Raw genomic sequence first — 16,382 nt, forward strand, 5'->3', positions numbered from 1 at the left:
GGGTCTAATTATTATTACTGGGGAAATTTCGGTACGGTTAAAATAGGCTCAAGTAATGTATATACTATTTTTGGTTTCGCTGATAATAAGTTGGTTATTTCGACGTCGGGTCAAGAAGTCAGTAAGGGGTTGCGGGGCGATTTCGGTAATGATCTGAAGCTCCGATTTATCGATCTGTCCGGGAAGATATCGGACGTTACCTATCCGATCACCTTTTCGACGGACTATACCACGCTGTGCTTTGCCGAAGGCACGCGGATCGAGACGCCGGAAGGGCCGGTGGCGGTGGAGAATCTGCGCGAGGGGCAGTTGGTGCAGACCGCCAGCGGCGCCGTACGGCCGGTGAAGTGGCGCGGCGAATTGTGGAGCCGTCCGTCGCGCCATCCGCGTCCGTGGGAAGTGCAGCCGGTGCGGGTGACGGCGCATGCGTTCGGCCCGGGCATGCCGGCGCGCGACGTGCGGCTGTCGCCGGGCCATGCGGTGTTCGTCGATGGTGTGCTGGTACCGGTGGGCAATCTGGTCAACGGCGCGACGATCGTGCAGGAAATGGTCGAGGAAATCCGCTATTTCCACATCGAGCTGGACAGCCATGACGTGCTGCTGGCCGAAGGGCTGCCTTGCGAGAGCTATCTCGACGACGGCAACCGCGCCACCTTCGCGAATGCCGGCGACTTTACCGCGCTGCACGGCCGGCTCGATCCGCAGAGCTGGGACGATGCCTGTGCGCCGCTGGTCGCCGCCGGCCCGCAGCTCACCGAATTGCAGCAGCGGCTGCACGATCGCGCCGCCGAACTCGGCTGGGTAAAGCGCGAAGCTGCCGATCTGGCGATCGAGGCGGATGGCGCGGCGGTGGCGCCGGTGCATGTCGCGGGCAATCGCTACTGGTTCGCCGTGCCGGCAGCGCAGGCGCTGGTGTTCCGGTCGAACCATGGCGTGCTGGCGCAGCTGGTACCGGGGCTGGGCGATGGCCGCCGGCTGGGCGTTGCAATTTCCGAACTGCGCATCGACGGCGTGGGTGTCGACCTGGAAGACGCAGCGTTCGGCGAAGGCTTTTACCCCGCCGAGCGACATGAGCAGCTGGGCTGGCGCTGGACCGACGGCGCGGCGACGCTGCACCGGCTGCTCGATGCGCCGGCAATGGTGGAAGTCACGCTGGCGATGGTCGCGCCGAGCTGGGCACGCCCCGCGCCCGCGCTGCGCGTGGTGGCGTGATGCACTGATGCCCCTGTCCGTAGCGGCGGGCAGGGGCAGTGTAATGCCGCGAAAGGCTGGCCCCGGAGCGATCCGGGGCCTTTTTATGTGCGCCCGGTGGTGGCGCTTGACCTGCGCGCCCGCCGCGGGAGGGGCACCGCCTAATAACAAGGTGCATTGGTACGGTCTCATCCCGCTTCACGCCGTCATCCCGGCGGAAGCCGGGATCCATTCGCCTCTCATTCCCAGCAAGAGCCGATAGGGAGGCCCCAATAGACCCCGGCTTTCGCCGGGGTGACGCTTCACGGATCAGCGATGGGTTCTTATCAACGCAACTCGGTATAACGGAGGTCGCAAAGGCGCGGGGAATATCTTCCTGCCATGACCCCGGCGACTTCCTCTCATCCTCCATCGTCTCATCCCCCCATTGTCATGCCAGCGCAGGCTGGCATCTCCCGCAACAGCGCCGTGCCGCCTTCGCCATCCCCCCGGTGGAATGCAAAGCCGGAAAACAAAATGGCCCCCGGCTTGCGCCGGGGGCCAGGTTGATGGGGCCGATTGTGGGATCGAGATTGGCTCAGCGGCCGGTCTTGCCCGAGCACACGCCGAAGCCGGTGGTGCGGATCTGCAGGTTCAGGCTGTTGGCGTTGCTGAGGAAGGTGTCGGCGATGGCACGCTGCCATGCATCCGGCATCACGCCGATGTTCGAGCGGGCCAGCAGGCCCGAGTCGCTGACGGTCGAGCCGGTGTCCTTGGTGAACACGCCGGCACGGTTGTTGCCCGCCGAGTCGGTCGTGATGGTTTCCATGTTCCAGCCAAGGAAGTTCAGCACCGCATTGGCGTTGCCGGACTTGTAGCAGGTATAGCCCGCGAACTGCGTCGTGCCGGTGATCGGATAGCCCGAGGCCGGCGCGGACAGGTTCGAGCTGCCGGCATAGAGCGCATCCACCCAGTCGGTCGGCGTGGAGCGGTGGCCGAAGCCGCCGGAGTTATAGCTGCCATCGCTATTGCTCTGCGGCGGCAGGACGGTGCCGACGGCCGCGCGGCCTTCCGAAGCCGACGGCATGTGATAGTCGCTCGCATTGCTGCTTGCGCCTGCGCTGCCCTTCAGTGCGGCCGAATAAAGGCCATAGGTCGGCTGTGCCGGAACGACGAAGTCCGAACCGATATAGCCGATCTTGCCGTTCAGCTTGACGCCCGACGCCGCGGTGAAGTCGGGGCCATAGTTGATGGCATTGGCAACCGCGCCCGAGCCATTGGCAACGATGAACAGGCCCGAACCATTGACCAGGCCGCTGCCGGACTGGGTGGGCGCACCCGACGTTCCGCCGCTGACTGTGGCGAAACCGGCCGTGCTGCTGACGAAATAGGTGTTGCTGACCGACATATGGGCAGCGTCTTCGGTGCTGTTCGCCGACGAAGCGGTCGAAGTCGGGTTCAGGCCCGTATCCGAACGGATCGACGAGAAGTTCGGCGAGCTGCTGTCATGGTAGAAGGGCAGGGTTTCGGCATGCTGCTGGAACTTGTTGACAATGCCGGAGCCCATGGCGCCGCCGCACACGGCCGCCAGGTGGCGCGTGAAGATGTCGGTGGTGCCCGACTTGTCCATGCGACCGATCAGACGGATCGGCGCACCTTCGTTGGTCCAGCGGGTCGCACTGTCGTTGGTCGGGTCATAGAGCGGCGTGCCGCCATTGTCCGCCGTGATGTCCGAATCGTTCCAGTTCTTCGCATCGCCGTTGAAGATGCGGCAATAGGTCTTGGCATTCAGCTGCAGGCCGCCTGCCGTGACGCCCAGGATCGACTTGGGCGACTGAACGTTGAAGTTCATCGAAACGTTCGACGTGTTCTTGCCATAGACCGGATTATAGGCGACCGCGACCGGCAGCACATATTTCGGGAAGAACACCGCCGGACCGGCAACGCTCGACACGGCGTTGGTATAGAGCGTCAGCTCGTCCTTCGTCGGATCGGTGCTTACGGTCAGGTTCGAATCCGAGAACGCGAACTGGACGCTGGTCCAGGTGCCGAACGGATTGACGTTGCTGCCGCTGAACGGGTTGGTGCCCGACGCGGTCCGCCACGCGGTCTTGCCGAAGCCCGAGCCGGTGGCGACATATTTGGCGGCGAAATTGGGCTCGAGCGACTGGGTCGAGCAATTGAACGTGCCGCCGCTATACGGCAGGTCGGTCGGTTCCGGCAGCGTCTGCGTGGTGCCGGCAACCAGGCCCAGATCGTAGCTGGTCGCGCCGAGGCAGTTCAGTTCCTGCACCAGCACATTCTGGATCGAGGTGGCGCCGACGCCGTGCAGCACCTGCTCACCGTCGTTGCTGGCGGGCTTGGCAATGTTGGTCTGGGCCTGGGCGGCCGAGGCGATCATCGCGCCGCTGGCGACAGTCGCCAGGAAGAGCGCAGTCTTGAAACGCTTCATGCTAGGTCTCCTGTTCGGGTCAAGTTGTTTCACGCAACGCCTTCACACAGACGCGCACAGACCGGCACGCCGGGAACCGTGGTTCCGGCGGGAATTGGCTGTTCCGTTCAGTACATCTTGCTCGGTCGCACCGCTTAGTCCGGTGAAATACCGGATTGCATGCGATATTTCCAAGAAGAGTCCAAACAAATCCGGCAAAAATGCCGGTCTAGGCGCGTTTCGACATCATGAATTCTCGTCCTGAATTCATGATATATGGTGCCGGACTCGAACCTGATTCCCATCCGGCGAGTGATGGGTATCGGTATCAAATTACAGAATTGTGATAATTCCGAGATGACCAAACTTTGTATCAAGAATCTACAAAAACGGTGGTGAATGCGTCCCCGTAATGCTGCATGCATCATGTGCAAGCATTTGAAACCGAACTGTAGCAATGGCGGTCTAAGCCGGATCGGTGCGGCGCGCCGGCGACATGTACTTTAAAAGTACATGGAGGGAGGTGCTGTTATTCTTGGAAGTCGCGGCTACGAGCGAGCATAGCATGTTGGACCGGGCAAATATTGTAGGTTCCTACGACAAAATGCGTGCCCCGGCCGATTCCGTCGCTTTTTCTGCTGCGCCGGCCGCGCCGCTGCCCTCGGGGCTGGAGGAGATGCTCCGCCGCGGGGGGCTTTTGTCCGAAGAAGCGCTGCAGCGCGCGCTGCTGATCGTCGCCGAGACCGGCGAACGACTCGATGCGGTAGTGACGCGACTCGGGCTGGTGTCCGAGGATCGGGTGCTTGCGGAGCTGGCGCGGGTGACCGGCCTGCCGCGGATCGCCGCCGCGGCGATGCCGGCGCGCCCGGTGGAGGGTGCCGCGCCGTCGCTCGCCTTTCTGCGCGAGATGCGTGCGCTCCCGATCGCTTGTGAGGGCGCGGCGGTGCGGGTGGCGACGTGCGACCCGTTCGATCCCTTCATCGCCGAGGCGTTCGGCTTTCTGTTCCGCCGTCCGGTCGAGCGGGTGCTGGCGCGGGCGAGCGACATTGATGCGGCGATCGAGCGGCTCTATCATCCGCGCGACCCGGCCGCCGACGAGGCCGACGCCGCGATCGACAGCGACGATATCGAGCGGCTGAAGGATCTGGTGAGCGATGCGCCGGTGATCCGCGCGGTCAACCGGCTGATCGGTCGCGCCGTCGACGCCGGTGCGTCGGACATTCATATCGAGCCGACCGACGACGGTCTGGCGGTGCGCTTCCGCATCGACGGGATGCTGCGCGAGTCCGCCCGGTTGCCGGTGGCGATGCGCGCGCCGCTGGTGTCGCGCATCAAGGTGATGGCCAGCCTGAACATCGCCGAGCGGCGGCTGCCGCAGGACGGGCGGCTGCGCCTGTCGGTGCGCGGGCACGAGATCGACCTGCGCGTCGCCACCGCGCCGTCGATCCATGGCGAAAGCGTGGTGATGCGCATTCTCGACCGCTCGAAGCTGGCGCTCGACTTCGCCGCGTTGGGGTTCGAGGCCGATCTGGTAGCGCGGATGCGGGCGGCGATCGCGCATCCGCACGGCATCGTGCTCGTCACCGGCCCCACCGGCAGCGGCAAGACGACGACGCTCTATGCCGCGCTGACCGAGCTCAACCGGCCGGAGCGCAAGCTGCTGACGGTCGAAGACCCGATCGAATATCGCCTGCCGGGGGTGATCCAGACTCAGGTGAACCCGGCGATCGGCTTCACCTTCGGCACGGCGCTCCGCTCGTTCCTGCGCCAGGATCCCGATGTCATGATGGTGGGCGAAATCCGTGACACCGAGACGGCGCAGATCGCGGTGCAGGCGGCGCTGACCGGCCACATGATCCTGTCTACGCTGCACACCAACACCGCGGCCGGAGCCGTGTCGCGCCTGCTCGACATGGGCGTGGAGCCGTTCCTGCTGGGATCGGTGCTCACCGGCGTGCTGGCGCAGCGGCTGGTGCGGCGGCTCTGCCCCCATTGCCGCATTCCCTATGACCCGGCCGAGGCGCCGGCCGCGCTGCAGCCGGTACTGGCGGCGCAGCGGGTGACGCGGCTTTATCATGCGTCGGGATGCGCGGCATGCGGCGAGAGCGGCTATGCCGGGCGGCTGGCGATCCTGGAGTTTCTTACGGTCGATCCGCAGGTGGCGCGGCTAATCCTGCACCGGGCCGACACGCCGGAAATCGCCGCGGCGGGCGAGGCGGCGGGTATGCGCAGCCTTTTGGCAGACGGCATCGGCAAGGCGGGGCAGGGGCTGACCAGCGTCGAGGAAGTGCTGCGCGTGGCAAGCGGGGAAGGCTGATGGCCCAGTTCCGCTATCGCGCGCTTAAACGCGACGGGTCGGCGTTGTCCGGCCAGATCGAGGCGGCGGACCGCGCCGCGGCGGTCGAGACGCTGCGCCGCACCGGCGCCACGCCAGTCGAGCTGCATCCCGTGGCGGACTTGACTGCACGGGCGCGGGCACCGCGCGCCGCCGGCCGTGCGGCAGGGGCAACCAGCGTGGGGGAGCTGGCGGTGCTGATCGAAGCCGGGCTGCAGCTCGATCGCGCGCTGGCACTGGCGATCGAGAATGTCGAGGATCGCGGGGTTCCGACGCACCTCGCCGACATTCTGCGCGAGGTGCGCGAAGGCGTGCCACTGTCGCGCGCCATGGCGATGAAGCCCGGGCTGTTTTCCCCCACCGCCATTGCCATGACCGAGGCGGGCGAGGCCAATGGCCGGCTGGGCGAGGCGCTGACGCGGCTGGCCGACACGCTGGAGCGCGAGGCGGAGCTGCGGCGGCTGGTGGTGTCGTCGATGATTTATCCCGTCGCGCTGCTGGTGGTGGCGGTGGGCGTGGTGCTGCTGATGCTGCTGTTCGTGGTGCCGCAGTTCGAAAGCATGTTTGCTGGCGCCGAGGCGAAGCTGCCCGCCGCTACCGTGGTGGTGATGACGGCGAGCCGCATCGCGCGCGGCTATGGCCTGGCGTTGCTTCTGGGGGTGGGCATGGCCGGCGCCGGCCTGGCGGCGGCGCTGCGCCAGCCGGCGGTGCGACTGGTGCGCGACCGGCTGATGCTGGCGCTGCCACTGCTGGGCGAGCTGGTCCGGCGGATCGAAACGGCGCGGTTCGCCCGGACGCTGGGCGCACTGCTGGAGGGCGAAGTGGGGCTGCCGGCCGCGCTGGCACTGGCGCAGCGAACGCTCACGAACCGGGTGCTGGCCGATGCGATCGCGCGCGTGGCGGACGGCGTGAAGCAGGGCGGGGGGCTCACCGCGCCGCTGGCGGCGTCGGGCGCACTGCCGCGGCTGGCGATCGGCTTTCTGCGGACCGGCGAGGAGACGTCGCAGCTCGGCATGATGCTAACGCGGCTTGCCAATGTGCTCGACCGCGACGTGCGGACGCGGCTCGAACGGCTGATCGGTATCCTCACCCCCGCGATCACGGTGGTGCTGGGCGCGACGGTGGCGGCGATTATCGCCGCGATCATGTCGGCCATTCTCGGTTTCAACGATCTGGCGGTGGCATCATGAACAAGCGACGGGGGCAAATGCGCAAAGGGCGCGGCGAGGGGGGCTTCACGCTGCTAGAGCTGCTGGTGGTGCTGGCGATCCTGGGGCTGCTGGCGGCGATCGTGGGGCCGCAGGTCATCAAATATCTGGACAGTTCCAAGACGCAGTCGGCGCGGGTGCAGGCGAAGAACATCGTTGCCGCGCTCAACCTCTTCAAGCTCGATGCGTCGCGCTATCCCACTCCCGAGGAAGGGCTGCAGGCGCTGGTGAAGCAGCCGCCTAATGTGCCGAGCTGGAACGGCCCTTATCTGCCCGAACAGACGGCGCTGATCGACCCCTGGGGCCGCCCCTATCTGATGCGCGTGCCGGGCGAGCATGGCGATGTCGATGTCTATACGCTGGGCTCGGACGGCCAGCCCGGCGGAACCGGCGAGGCGCGGGATGTCGGCAGCTGGTGACATTGCCGCCCATTCTGCGCGAACGGCCGGCTTCACGTTGATCGAGATGCTGGTGGTGCTCGCGATTCTGGGGCTGGTGAGCGGCATCGCCTATCCCGTGCTGGACCGGGCGCTGCGACGGCAGGCGTTTCTGGACGCCTGCGCGCGCGTGGAGGCGGGGCTGCGTACCGCACGTGCCGAGGCGTTGAGCGGCGGTCGTATGGTGCGCGTACGCGGCGATGCCAGCAGCAATGGCTTCACGTTCGGTGATACCGACGAAATGCTGCCGGAGGCCACGCTGCTGCGCCTGCCGCCCGGCGGCATTGCCTTCTACCCCGATGGTAGCGCCATCGGGGGGCGGTTGGCGCTGGAAGCGCCGGGCGAGGCACGCCGCTGGCGCGTGGATGGCGGGACCGGGCGACTGGAGCGCCTGCCATGACGCGCGCCACCGGGGGAGATGCTGGGTTCAGCCTGGTCGAGGTGCTTGTTGCGCTCGCCGTGATCGCGATGATGAGCGGGCTGTTGTTCCAGACGCTGACTAACAATGTCCGCTTCGCGCATGATCTGGGGCGGCGGCGCGAAGCGATATTGCTCGCCCAGTCGCTGCTCGCGGAAAGCGTGGTGCCCGGCGGCACCGGCTTGCAGGACGAGGGGCGGCGCGGCGTGCTGCTCTGGCAGATCAGCCGCCGGACAGAGGCAGGGAATGCGCGGGACGGGCGCCCGCCGCTTCAGGAAGTCCGCATCCGCATCACCGATGCTGATAGCGGCAAGGTGCTGACCAGCGTGGCGACATTGCGGCTGGTGCGGTGATGGCAATGGCGCAGTCGCTTCTCTCACCTGACCGGCAGGACCGCGGCTTCACGCTGATCGAATTGCTTGTCGGCCTGGCGCTGATGGGAATGGCGTCCACCCTGCTCCTGGCGGGGCTGCATTTTGCCGGGGCGGCGGCCTTGCGGATGCGCAGCGACGGTGCTGCCGCCGAGCAAGTCATCGCGGCGCAGCGGCTGTTGCGCAGTACGATCGCACGACTGGTGCCGATCACGGACCCGCGCGCAGCCGTGCCGACGGTGATGATGCAGGGTGATGGCAACCGCATGCGCTTTTACGCTCCGGCGTTCGACCGCGATGCACCGGACGCGCTCCATCAATATCAACTGGCGCGCAGCGAGGACGGGCGGCTTGTCCTGTTCGACACCAGCATGCGCCGTGCCGGAGTAAGCCGCGACGGCATGCAAGTGACCGGGTGGACGGCGACACCGCTGGTGGACCGGGTGTCGAGGGTGTCGATCCGCTATTTCGGCCCCACCGCAAGCGGCGTCTCGGCATGGCAGGACATTTGGTGGGACCGGGGCCGCCCGCCCGAACTGATCGCCATCCGGGTCGAGTTCCGTCCCGGCGATGCGCGCGCATGGCCGGACCTGATCGTGCGGCCGGGCGCCACCATCAACGGCAGTTGCTCGCTCGACGGCGGCTACAGCCCCTGCGGGACGAAGCTGTGAGCGAGCGCGGCATACTCGATGCCGATATGGCGACACTTGCGCGCATGGCGGCCCAGGGATGGCACTGGTGGGTCGGCGAGCTGGAGGGTCTGGTGCCTGTCCGGCTGCGCCGCCGGACGAATGGTGCCTTTCCGCGGCTATGGTTCCGGGACGGTCGGCTGGTCTCCGAACGGCCACGGCGGATCGGTGCCGGCAGTCGTGTGGCGGTGATCGTTCCCGCGCATGCCGTGTTGACACGCATCGTCGAGCGCCCCGCCGCCAGCCGCCGGGATTTGCAGCAGATGCTCGCGATCGACGGCGAGCGGTTGATGCCTTTTACCGACGAAGCAGGGCTGGTCGCCGGGCGCGTGATCGGGCCGGGAAGCGGGCCTGGGCGCGTGCAGGTTGCCGTGGCCGGACTGCCGATGGCTACCGCGCGGGACATCGTCACTGCGCTGCAGGCGGAGGGACTGGTGGCCGCGGGCGTGCTGACCGACGGCCGGGAGGTCGATTTTCTCCCGGCGCTGCGCGCTGCGGGATTGCTGGCGGCCTCGCGCGGTGCTGCGGCCTTCTGGTGGACGGTCGTGGGTTTCCTGGCGCTGCTCAATATCGGCACGTGGATCTGGCGCGATCAGGCGCAGGTCGATCGGCTGCATCAACTCGTCGATACGCAGCAGCCGGCGGTGGCGATTGCGCAACAGATCGCGCATCGATCGGATGCGGCGCGCCGCACTGCCGGCGAAGTCGTGGCACAGCGTCGGCGGCATGATGTGCTGGGCGTGTTGCAATCTGTCGACGGTGCGCTGCCCCAGGGCGTCTGGCTGCAACATTATGTCTGGGACGGCGGAGGGTTGCGGCTCAGCGGCTATCGCCCGGCCGGTGCCGATGTCGCGGGGGCGCTGCGCCGGGCGGGGCGCTTCACCGAGCTCAAGGCGAATAGCGACGAAAGCCAGGGAGGTGCGCAGGGCGCAGCCCCCTTCGAGCTGAGAGCGAAGGTGCGGCCATGAAGCGCCCGATTTCCGCGCGCGAGCGCCGACTGGTGGCGCTGTTGATCCTGATCGCGCTGGTGGCGGCAGTCTATTACCTGCTGGTCCTGCCGATCGCAGCCGGCTTTGCTGCGCGCGCTGCCGAGCGAGAGCGGCTGGAACTGCGCTACGTCCATAATCTGCGCACTATCGCCGCGATACCGCGACTGCGTCGGCAGGCCGAGGCGGCGCGTGCGGCGCTGAACGGCTATGTCGCCGATGCCCGCACGGCGGAGGCGGGGCGCGAATGGTTGCGCGCGCGGCTGGAAGCGGCGGTGACGCGCGCCGGCGGCACGCCGGGCGATAGCGAGGATGCCGAGGGACGGCCTGGCTGGGCGCGCATCCGCGCCGGGTTGCGCCTGTCGCTGCCGCAATTGCTTGCCCTGCTCGACCAGTTGCAGCGCCAGCCGCCCTGGCTGGTGATCGAATCCCTCTCCGTCACTGCGCCGGAAGGCGCGGTCGCCACTGGCAATGCTCCATTGGAAGTCGATCTCGATGTCTCGGTTCCGATCCGCGCTGCCGCCCTTCGATAGGGGCGCCCGGCTGCCGCTGGCGCTTGCGCTGCTGCTGGCGGCGGCGCTGGCGTTTCAGGTGGCCGTGCCGCCCGACCAGTCCCTGCCGGTGGCCGGTGCGGTGCGTGGCGGTGCGACTGCGACCGCCGCCTTGCCTGCGCCGCCGCCGCTTGTCCGCCGCAACGTACGACCGGGGTTGTTCACCCCGCCGCCTCTGCCGACTGCGGGTGCTTCGGCGCAACCGGCGGGGCCGGCGGTGCTCGGGTCGATCGGCATTGGCGCGGCGCGGTTCGCGCTGGTGCAGGGGGTCGATGGCCATGTCGCGCGGCTGCGGCCGGGGGCTGCGGTCGGCGCGTGGCGGCTGACCGGCATCGATGCCGGATCGGTGCGGCTGACGCGCGGCAAGACCAGTTTGACGGTGCCCTTCGGGGGCCGGGTGAGTGCGCCGGCTGGCGCCGTAACGGGAGAACAACAGTGAATGCGCACAGCCGGGCAAGGGGATTCGGATCGGTCGCCGCGATGGCGATCGTTGCGGGCTGTACGCCGCAGCATCCCCCACAGCCGATCGCGGTTCCGCAGCCGCCCGCCATCGTCGCAGAGGCGGAGCGGGCCGAGCCGCAGGTGCGCGCTACGATCCTGCCGGGCGAGGTGCCTGCAGCGGCACCACGCCAGACCGCGCCGCAGCCGCTGAAGCGCGGCAACATCGCTGTCAACCTGCCAGGCGCCGATGTGCGGACGGTAGCGGCTTCGGTGCAGGAGCTGACCGGCATTGCAATTGCCGTCGAGCCTGCGGCCCAGGGCCAGGTGTCGCTGGTTACGCCGGGGCAGGTGGCGCGGTCGGAACTGATCCGGCTGTTCGAGGCGGCGCTGCGCACGGCCAATCTGGCGCTGGTGCCGGCGGGCAACGGCTATATGGTTCGCCCCCTCTCCGCCGCGCAGACACCGGTTGCGCCCGACGCGGTGGGGTTCGGCACCGAAGTGCTGACGCTGCACTTCACCAATGCCGAAGAGATCCGCAAGGTGATCGACGGTGCGTTGCCGGGCGTGGTCACGGCGGTCGACGCGGCGGGCAACCGCATCACCATTGCCGGCACCACCGGCCAGCGCAACAGCGCGCGCGGCCTGATCGAGCAGTTCGACGTCAACTGGCTGCGCAATATGAGCTTTGCCCTGTTCGTGCCCGAACGCACCGACAGCCGGCTGATCGCGCCCGAGCTCGACAAGCTGATCAACGCGAACGACGCACCCACGCGCGGGCTGGTGCGGCTCATCACGATGGAGCGGCTGAACGGCATTCTCGCGATCAGCGCCCAGCCGCAATATCTGGAACAGGTCCGCCGCTGGGTGGAAATCCTCGATCGTGAAGGCGAAAGCGCGCAGCGGCGGGTGTTCGTCTATCGCGTGCAGAACGGGCGCGCGCGCGATCTGGCGCGCACGCTCAACCGCGCCTTTGGCAGCGGCGGCGGTGAGGACGAATTCGACAGCGGCAGCAGCGATCCGTTCGGCACCGGTGAACGGCGCAGTCGCGAGGGCGCAGGCGATGCGAACCGCACCCGGCCGGCGAATACGCCCGCCCCGGGTGGTGCACCCGCTGCGCCCGGTTCCGCCCAGCAAGGTGCCGCAGGCGAAAGCGGCGGCGCTGGCGCCAAGATCACCGCCGACGACGTCAACAATGCCATCGTCGTCTATGCCACCGCGCGCGACTATGCGGTGGTCGAGGACGCGCTCCGCAAGCTCGACGTGCCGCCCTATCAGGTGATGATCGAAGCGGCGATCACCGAAGTGACGCTCACCGACACGCTACGCTACGGGGTGCAGTGGAACTGGCTGACCGGGCAGAGCAATTTCCGCGTCACGGACGGGGCTGCGATGCCGGCCGGGCCGACCCAGGCGGGCTTCTCCTATTTCCTTGCGGGCAACAGCATTTCGGCGGCGCTCAACGCGCTCGAACAGCGCACGAATGTGAAAGTGGTGTCGGCGCCGAAGCTGGTGACGCTCAACAACCAGACGGCGGCGCTGCAGGTGGGCGATCAGGTGCCGGTTTCTTCGGGCACCGCCGTCAGCGTGCAGAACCCCGGCGCGCCGATCGTCAACTCGATCGAATATCGCGATACCGGCGTTATCCTGAAGGTCACGCCGCGCGTGAATGCCGGGGGGCTGGTGCTGCTCGACATTTCGCAGGAAGTCAGCGACGTCAACACCAACGCCAGCGGAGCGTCGAGCGCGACCAATATCGCGTCGCCGACGATCTCCACGCGCCGCATTTCCACATCGGTGGCGGTGCAGGACGGGCAGGTCATCGCGCTGGGCGGCCTGTTTCGTGACTCGCAATCGCTCGGCAAGAACGGTGTGCCGATCCTCTCGCGCATTCCGGTGATCGGCGGTCTGTTCGGCAGCCATCAGCATATGCAGAACCGGACCGAACTGATCGTGCTGATGAAGCCCCACGTCATCCGCACTGCCGACGACGGCCATGCCATCACCGAGGAACTGCGCGCCAAGCTGCGCACGCTGGAGCCGTTCCGCAGCGAAGGGAAAATCCCGTGAAGCCCGCCGGCGAACAGGGCTATGCACTGGTCGCCGCAGTGGCGAGCATTGCCGTGTTCGCGGCGATGGCGCTGACGATATTGTCGGCCGCGCGCATTGCCATGGCGGATGTGCGCGGCGAGCAGGCGCAGCTACGCGCCGGCGCCGCGGCTGATGCGGGCGTGGCGATGGCGATCAGCCATCTGCTTGCGGACGAAACGGCGCAAGGCTGGGCGCCCGATGGGCGGACCCGGCGGCTGCGGTTTCACGACGCGGTCCTGCGCGTGCGGGTGGAGGACGAGCGTGGCAAGGTGCCGATCGACGCGATCGACGAAGCGCAGACGACACGACTGCTGGAGGTTGGCGGGCTTACGGGCGAGCGGCTGCGGATCGCCCGCGATTCCCTGCTCGACTGGCTGGACCTCGACAACGACGCGCGGCCCTTCGGCGCCGAGCGCAGCTATTACGCGGCACGCGGCGTGGCTCCGGCCAACGGCCTGCTTGCCTCCATCGACGAACTTGCGCTGGTGCGCGGCTTCGACGCGGCTCTGGTGGAGCGGCTGCGCCCCATCGTCACCACCGTCAGCCGAACCGGCGGCTTTCGCCCCGATTTCGCTGATCCACGCGCGCTCGCCGTGATGCTGAAGGGCGGGGACGCCAACCCCGCGGTCATCGACCGCACCCGCGAGCGCGCCGGCAATCGCCAGGCACTGGCCTTTGTCGGCACCACCACCATCCTGCGCCGGCCAATCGCCATCGCGGTCGAGGCGGTGTTGCCCGACAATGCCCGCGCGGTGCGGCGGGTGCTGGTGGAACTCACCGGCGATGCCGCCGGGCCTTATCTGGTCCGGTCCTATGAATGATGCCCTTTTGCCCAAGGAAATCAGCATGAAGACAGCCGCCAGGCCTGATGGCGCACGCCTTGCCCAGGTTCGCGATCTGGCTACCCGCGCCCGCAAATTCCGCGAGAAAGGCAAGCTTCCCCAGGCCGTGCGCGCACTGGACGAGGCGCTGGCACTGGACCCGGCAAATGGCCGGCTACACCGCACCCGCGGCGATCTGCTGCTAGAGATGGGGCAGGGCGGCCCTTCGATGGAAAGCTATGAGCGGGCAATCGCGATCGACCCTGAGGATGCGGAGGCGCATGAGGGCAGGGGAATTTTGCTGGCCATTGTCGGTTTCATGGAGCCGGCGCTGCAGGCGTTCGATCGGGCCCTCGCATGCGATCCCGATCTGGTTTCAGCGCACAACAACCGCGCGCTGGCGCTGAAGGCATTGGGGCAAAAGCAAGCGGCATTGGCTGCCTTCGATGCCGTGCTCACCCGTGCGCCGGATCGGGTAATAACCCATCTCGATCGCGGGCTGCTGCTAGCCGATATGGATCGGCATGCAGAAGCGCTGGCAGCGTTCGAGCGCACGCTGGCGCTCGATCCAGACCATCTTGATGCGATGTGCAACCGGGCGACCGCGCTAAGCAAGCTGGAACGGTTGGACGAAGCGATCGACGGCTTCAGCGACCTGCTGGCGCGACAGCCCGGCCACACTGCCGCACTGTTCAATCTGGGTGAAGTGCTGGGTTCCGTGCGGCGCTATGAAGAGGCCGAATTCTGTTACCGCGAAGCGCTGGCGCGCGAGCCGGGCATGGTCGATGCCTATCAGAGCCTGGGCGTCGTGCTTGCGTGCCAGCGCCGCTTTGGCGAAGCGGTGCAATGCTATCAGGCGGCTGTGCAGCATGACGGTCAGCGTATCGCCTCGCTGGAGGGCATGGCCCAGACGCTGTACGACGCCGGGCGCCGACAGGAGGCGCTGGAGATCATCGATCAGCTCGAAACTATTTCGCCCGATAGCGCGCGCCTGATCGAGCAGCGAGGCATCCTCTGTTTCTTCTTGCAGCGCTATCAGGATGCGATTGCCGCCTTCGAACGCGCCGCAATGCTGGATCCGCTTCGCGCGCAACCGAGCCTCAGGCTCCATGCCGGCATGCGCGAGGCCCATTGGGATCGGTTCGACGAACTAGTGGCAGATCTGCGCGAGCAGGCATTGGCGCGACCGATAAAGGAACCCGACCTATTCCCGGTGCTCGCTTTAAGCGACGATGCCGATTTCCATCGGGAACTCGCATCGCGGCTGGCGGGGCAGCGCAGACCGGCGGCGCCTCTTCCGCCCTATCCGCGGCGGGATCGAATTCGCGTTGGCTATTTCTCGTCCGATTACCATCATCACGCCACGCTGCATCTGTTCGCTCACACGATGGAGGCGCATGATCATGATGCGTTCGAGATCATCGGCGTGTCCTTCGGCAAGCCCGTGGACGATGCGTGGCGGGCGCGGGCGGAGGCCGCGTGCGACCGGTTCATCGATGTGCACGATGTTACCGATCGAGAGGCGGCGCGGCTTGCGCGCGAGCTGGAGATCGACATTGCCGTCGATTTGAAGGGTTTCACGCTCAATTGTCGGTTCGGCATTTTCACGGAGCGGGCGGCGCCCGTGCAGGTTTCCTATCTCGGCTATCCGGGCAGCACGGGTGCGCCCTGCATCGATTATATTCTCGCCGATTCCGTTGTTATCCCGGAGGCGAACCGACGCTATTATACAGAGCAGGTCGTGGCATTGCCGGGCTGCTATCAGCCGAACGCACCGCTACGCCCGCTGGCCGGTCTCGCGACACGCGAAAGCGAAGGATTGCCAGCGGATGCGCTGGTCTTCTGTTCATTCAACCAAGTGTATAAGATCACGCCACCCATCTATGGATTGTGGATGGAGATATTGCAGGCGGTGCCCGGCAGTGTGCTTTGGTTGTGGGTGCCGGAGGACGATGCCCGCGTGAATTTGCGGCGCGAGGCGGCAGCGCGGGGTGTGTCGGCGGAGCGGCTGTATTTCGCGAGATCCGCGCCGCTCGAAGAGCATCTGGACCGGCTGCAGCTCGCTGACTTGTTCCTCGACACCTTCCCTTACAATGCCCACACGACCGCCAGTGACGCGCTGCGCGCGGGCCTGCCATTGATCACGCGGCCGGGCAAAAGTTTCGCCAGCCGGGTGGCTGCCAGCCTGTTGCATGCGATCGGGATGCCGGAACTGGTTACGCCGGACTTCGCGGCTTATCGCGCGCTGGCGATCGCACTGGGCAATGATCGGGAACGACTGGCCGCGCTACGAACCAAACTGGCAGCGCAGCGCAGCGCGAGTACGCTGTTCGACCCGGTCGACGCAGCGCGGAAGTTGGAGGCTGCCTATCGCGAGATGTACGAGATCAACCAGCGCGGCGAAGCGCCTCGCCCCATCGTTGTAGCGGCGTAACT

At 66.9% G+C, this 16,382-nt stretch carries 14 protein-coding genes; 13 read left to right on the plus strand and 1 reads right to left on the minus strand.

Annotation, left to right across the window (positions count from 1 at the left end; translation table 11 throughout):
* The first annotated feature begins 129 nt into the window (after nt 1-129).
* Nucleotides 130-1,212 carry a Hint domain-containing protein gene (locus ACT53K_RS03890; RefSeq protein ID WP_476227212.1) on the plus strand — a complete coding sequence of 361 codons (1,083 nt, stop codon included), beginning with the start codon at nt 130-132 and terminating at the stop codon, nt 1,210-1,212.
* 556 nt (nt 1,213-1,768) lie between these two features.
* Here ACT53K_RS03890 and ACT53K_RS03895 read toward each other — a convergent pair.
* Nucleotides 1,769-3,622, minus strand: a complete 1,854-nt coding sequence (locus ACT53K_RS03895) for a substrate-binding domain-containing protein (RefSeq protein WP_476227213.1) — start codon at nt 3,620-3,622, stop codon at nt 1,769-1,771.
* A gap of 544 nt (nt 3,623-4,166) precedes the next feature.
* On the opposite strand from ACT53K_RS03895, the gene ACT53K_RS03900 reads away from it, so the two are divergent.
* Genes ACT53K_RS03900 through ACT53K_RS03955 form a run of 12 tightly spaced genes read left to right on the plus strand, consistent with a single transcriptional unit; the run spans nt 4,167 to nt 16,380 of the window.
* Entirely contained in the window at nt 4,167-5,918 is a 1,752-nt protein-coding gene (locus ACT53K_RS03900; protein ID WP_476227214.1) for a GspE/PulE family protein, read from the plus strand.
* A complete protein-coding gene (locus ACT53K_RS03905) occupies nt 5,918-7,126 on the plus strand; it encodes a type II secretion system F family protein (RefSeq protein ID WP_476227215.1) in 1,209 nt (402 codons plus the stop codon). The genes ACT53K_RS03900 and ACT53K_RS03905 overlap by 1 nt, the downstream gene beginning before the upstream one ends.
* The gene (gspG, locus tag ACT53K_RS03910; protein ID WP_476227216.1) at nt 7,123-7,563 is read left to right on the plus strand and encodes a type II secretion system major pseudopilin GspG; all 441 of its coding nucleotides are present in this window, start codon (nt 7,123-7,125) and stop codon (nt 7,561-7,563) included. Before ACT53K_RS03905 ends, gspG begins: the two co-directional genes overlap by 4 nt.
* Nucleotides 7,547-7,981: a pilus assembly FimT family protein gene (locus tag ACT53K_RS03915; protein WP_476227217.1), complete on the plus strand. Its 435-nt coding sequence runs from the start codon at nt 7,547-7,549 to the stop codon at nt 7,979-7,981. Before gspG ends, ACT53K_RS03915 begins: the two co-directional genes overlap by 17 nt.
* A complete protein-coding gene (locus tag ACT53K_RS03920; protein ID WP_476227218.1) occupies nt 7,978-8,352 on the plus strand; it encodes a type IV pilus modification PilV family protein in 375 nt (124 codons plus the stop codon). Before ACT53K_RS03915 ends, ACT53K_RS03920 begins: the two co-directional genes overlap by 4 nt.
* A 5-nt stretch (nt 8,353-8,357) precedes the next feature.
* A complete protein-coding gene (locus tag ACT53K_RS03925) occupies nt 8,358-9,041 on the plus strand; it encodes a prepilin-type N-terminal cleavage/methylation domain-containing protein (RefSeq protein ID WP_476227219.1) in 684 nt (227 codons plus the stop codon).
* Nucleotides 9,038-10,027 (plus strand): hypothetical protein, encoded by a 990-nt coding sequence (locus ACT53K_RS03930; protein ID WP_476227220.1) that lies wholly within the window; start codon nt 9,038-9,040, stop codon nt 10,025-10,027. The genes ACT53K_RS03925 and ACT53K_RS03930 overlap by 4 nt, the downstream gene beginning before the upstream one ends.
* A complete protein-coding gene (gene gspM / locus ACT53K_RS03935; protein WP_476227221.1) occupies nt 10,024-10,578 on the plus strand; it encodes a type II secretion system protein GspM in 555 nt (184 codons plus the stop codon). Before ACT53K_RS03930 ends, gspM begins: the two co-directional genes overlap by 4 nt.
* Nucleotides 10,541-11,035 (plus strand): hypothetical protein, encoded by a 495-nt coding sequence (locus ACT53K_RS03940; protein ID WP_476227222.1) that lies wholly within the window; start codon nt 10,541-10,543, stop codon nt 11,033-11,035. The genes gspM and ACT53K_RS03940 overlap by 38 nt, the downstream gene beginning before the upstream one ends.
* A complete protein-coding gene (gene gspD, locus ACT53K_RS03945; RefSeq protein WP_476227223.1) occupies nt 11,032-13,104 on the plus strand; it encodes a type II secretion system secretin GspD in 2,073 nt (690 codons plus the stop codon). Before ACT53K_RS03940 ends, gspD begins: the two co-directional genes overlap by 4 nt.
* The gene (locus ACT53K_RS03950) at nt 13,101-13,946 is read left to right on the plus strand and encodes a hypothetical protein (protein ID WP_476227224.1); all 846 of its coding nucleotides are present in this window, start codon (nt 13,101-13,103) and stop codon (nt 13,944-13,946) included. Before gspD ends, ACT53K_RS03950 begins: the two co-directional genes overlap by 4 nt.
* Before the next feature lie 25 nt (nt 13,947-13,971).
* Complete coding sequence (locus tag ACT53K_RS03955; RefSeq protein WP_476227225.1) at nt 13,972-16,380, plus strand: tetratricopeptide repeat protein; 2,409 nt, start codon at nt 13,972-13,974, stop codon at nt 16,378-16,380.
* Nucleotides 16,381-16,382: the final 2 nt, after the last annotated feature.

This window comes from Sphingomonas sp. DMC8 (assembly GCF_056314185.1).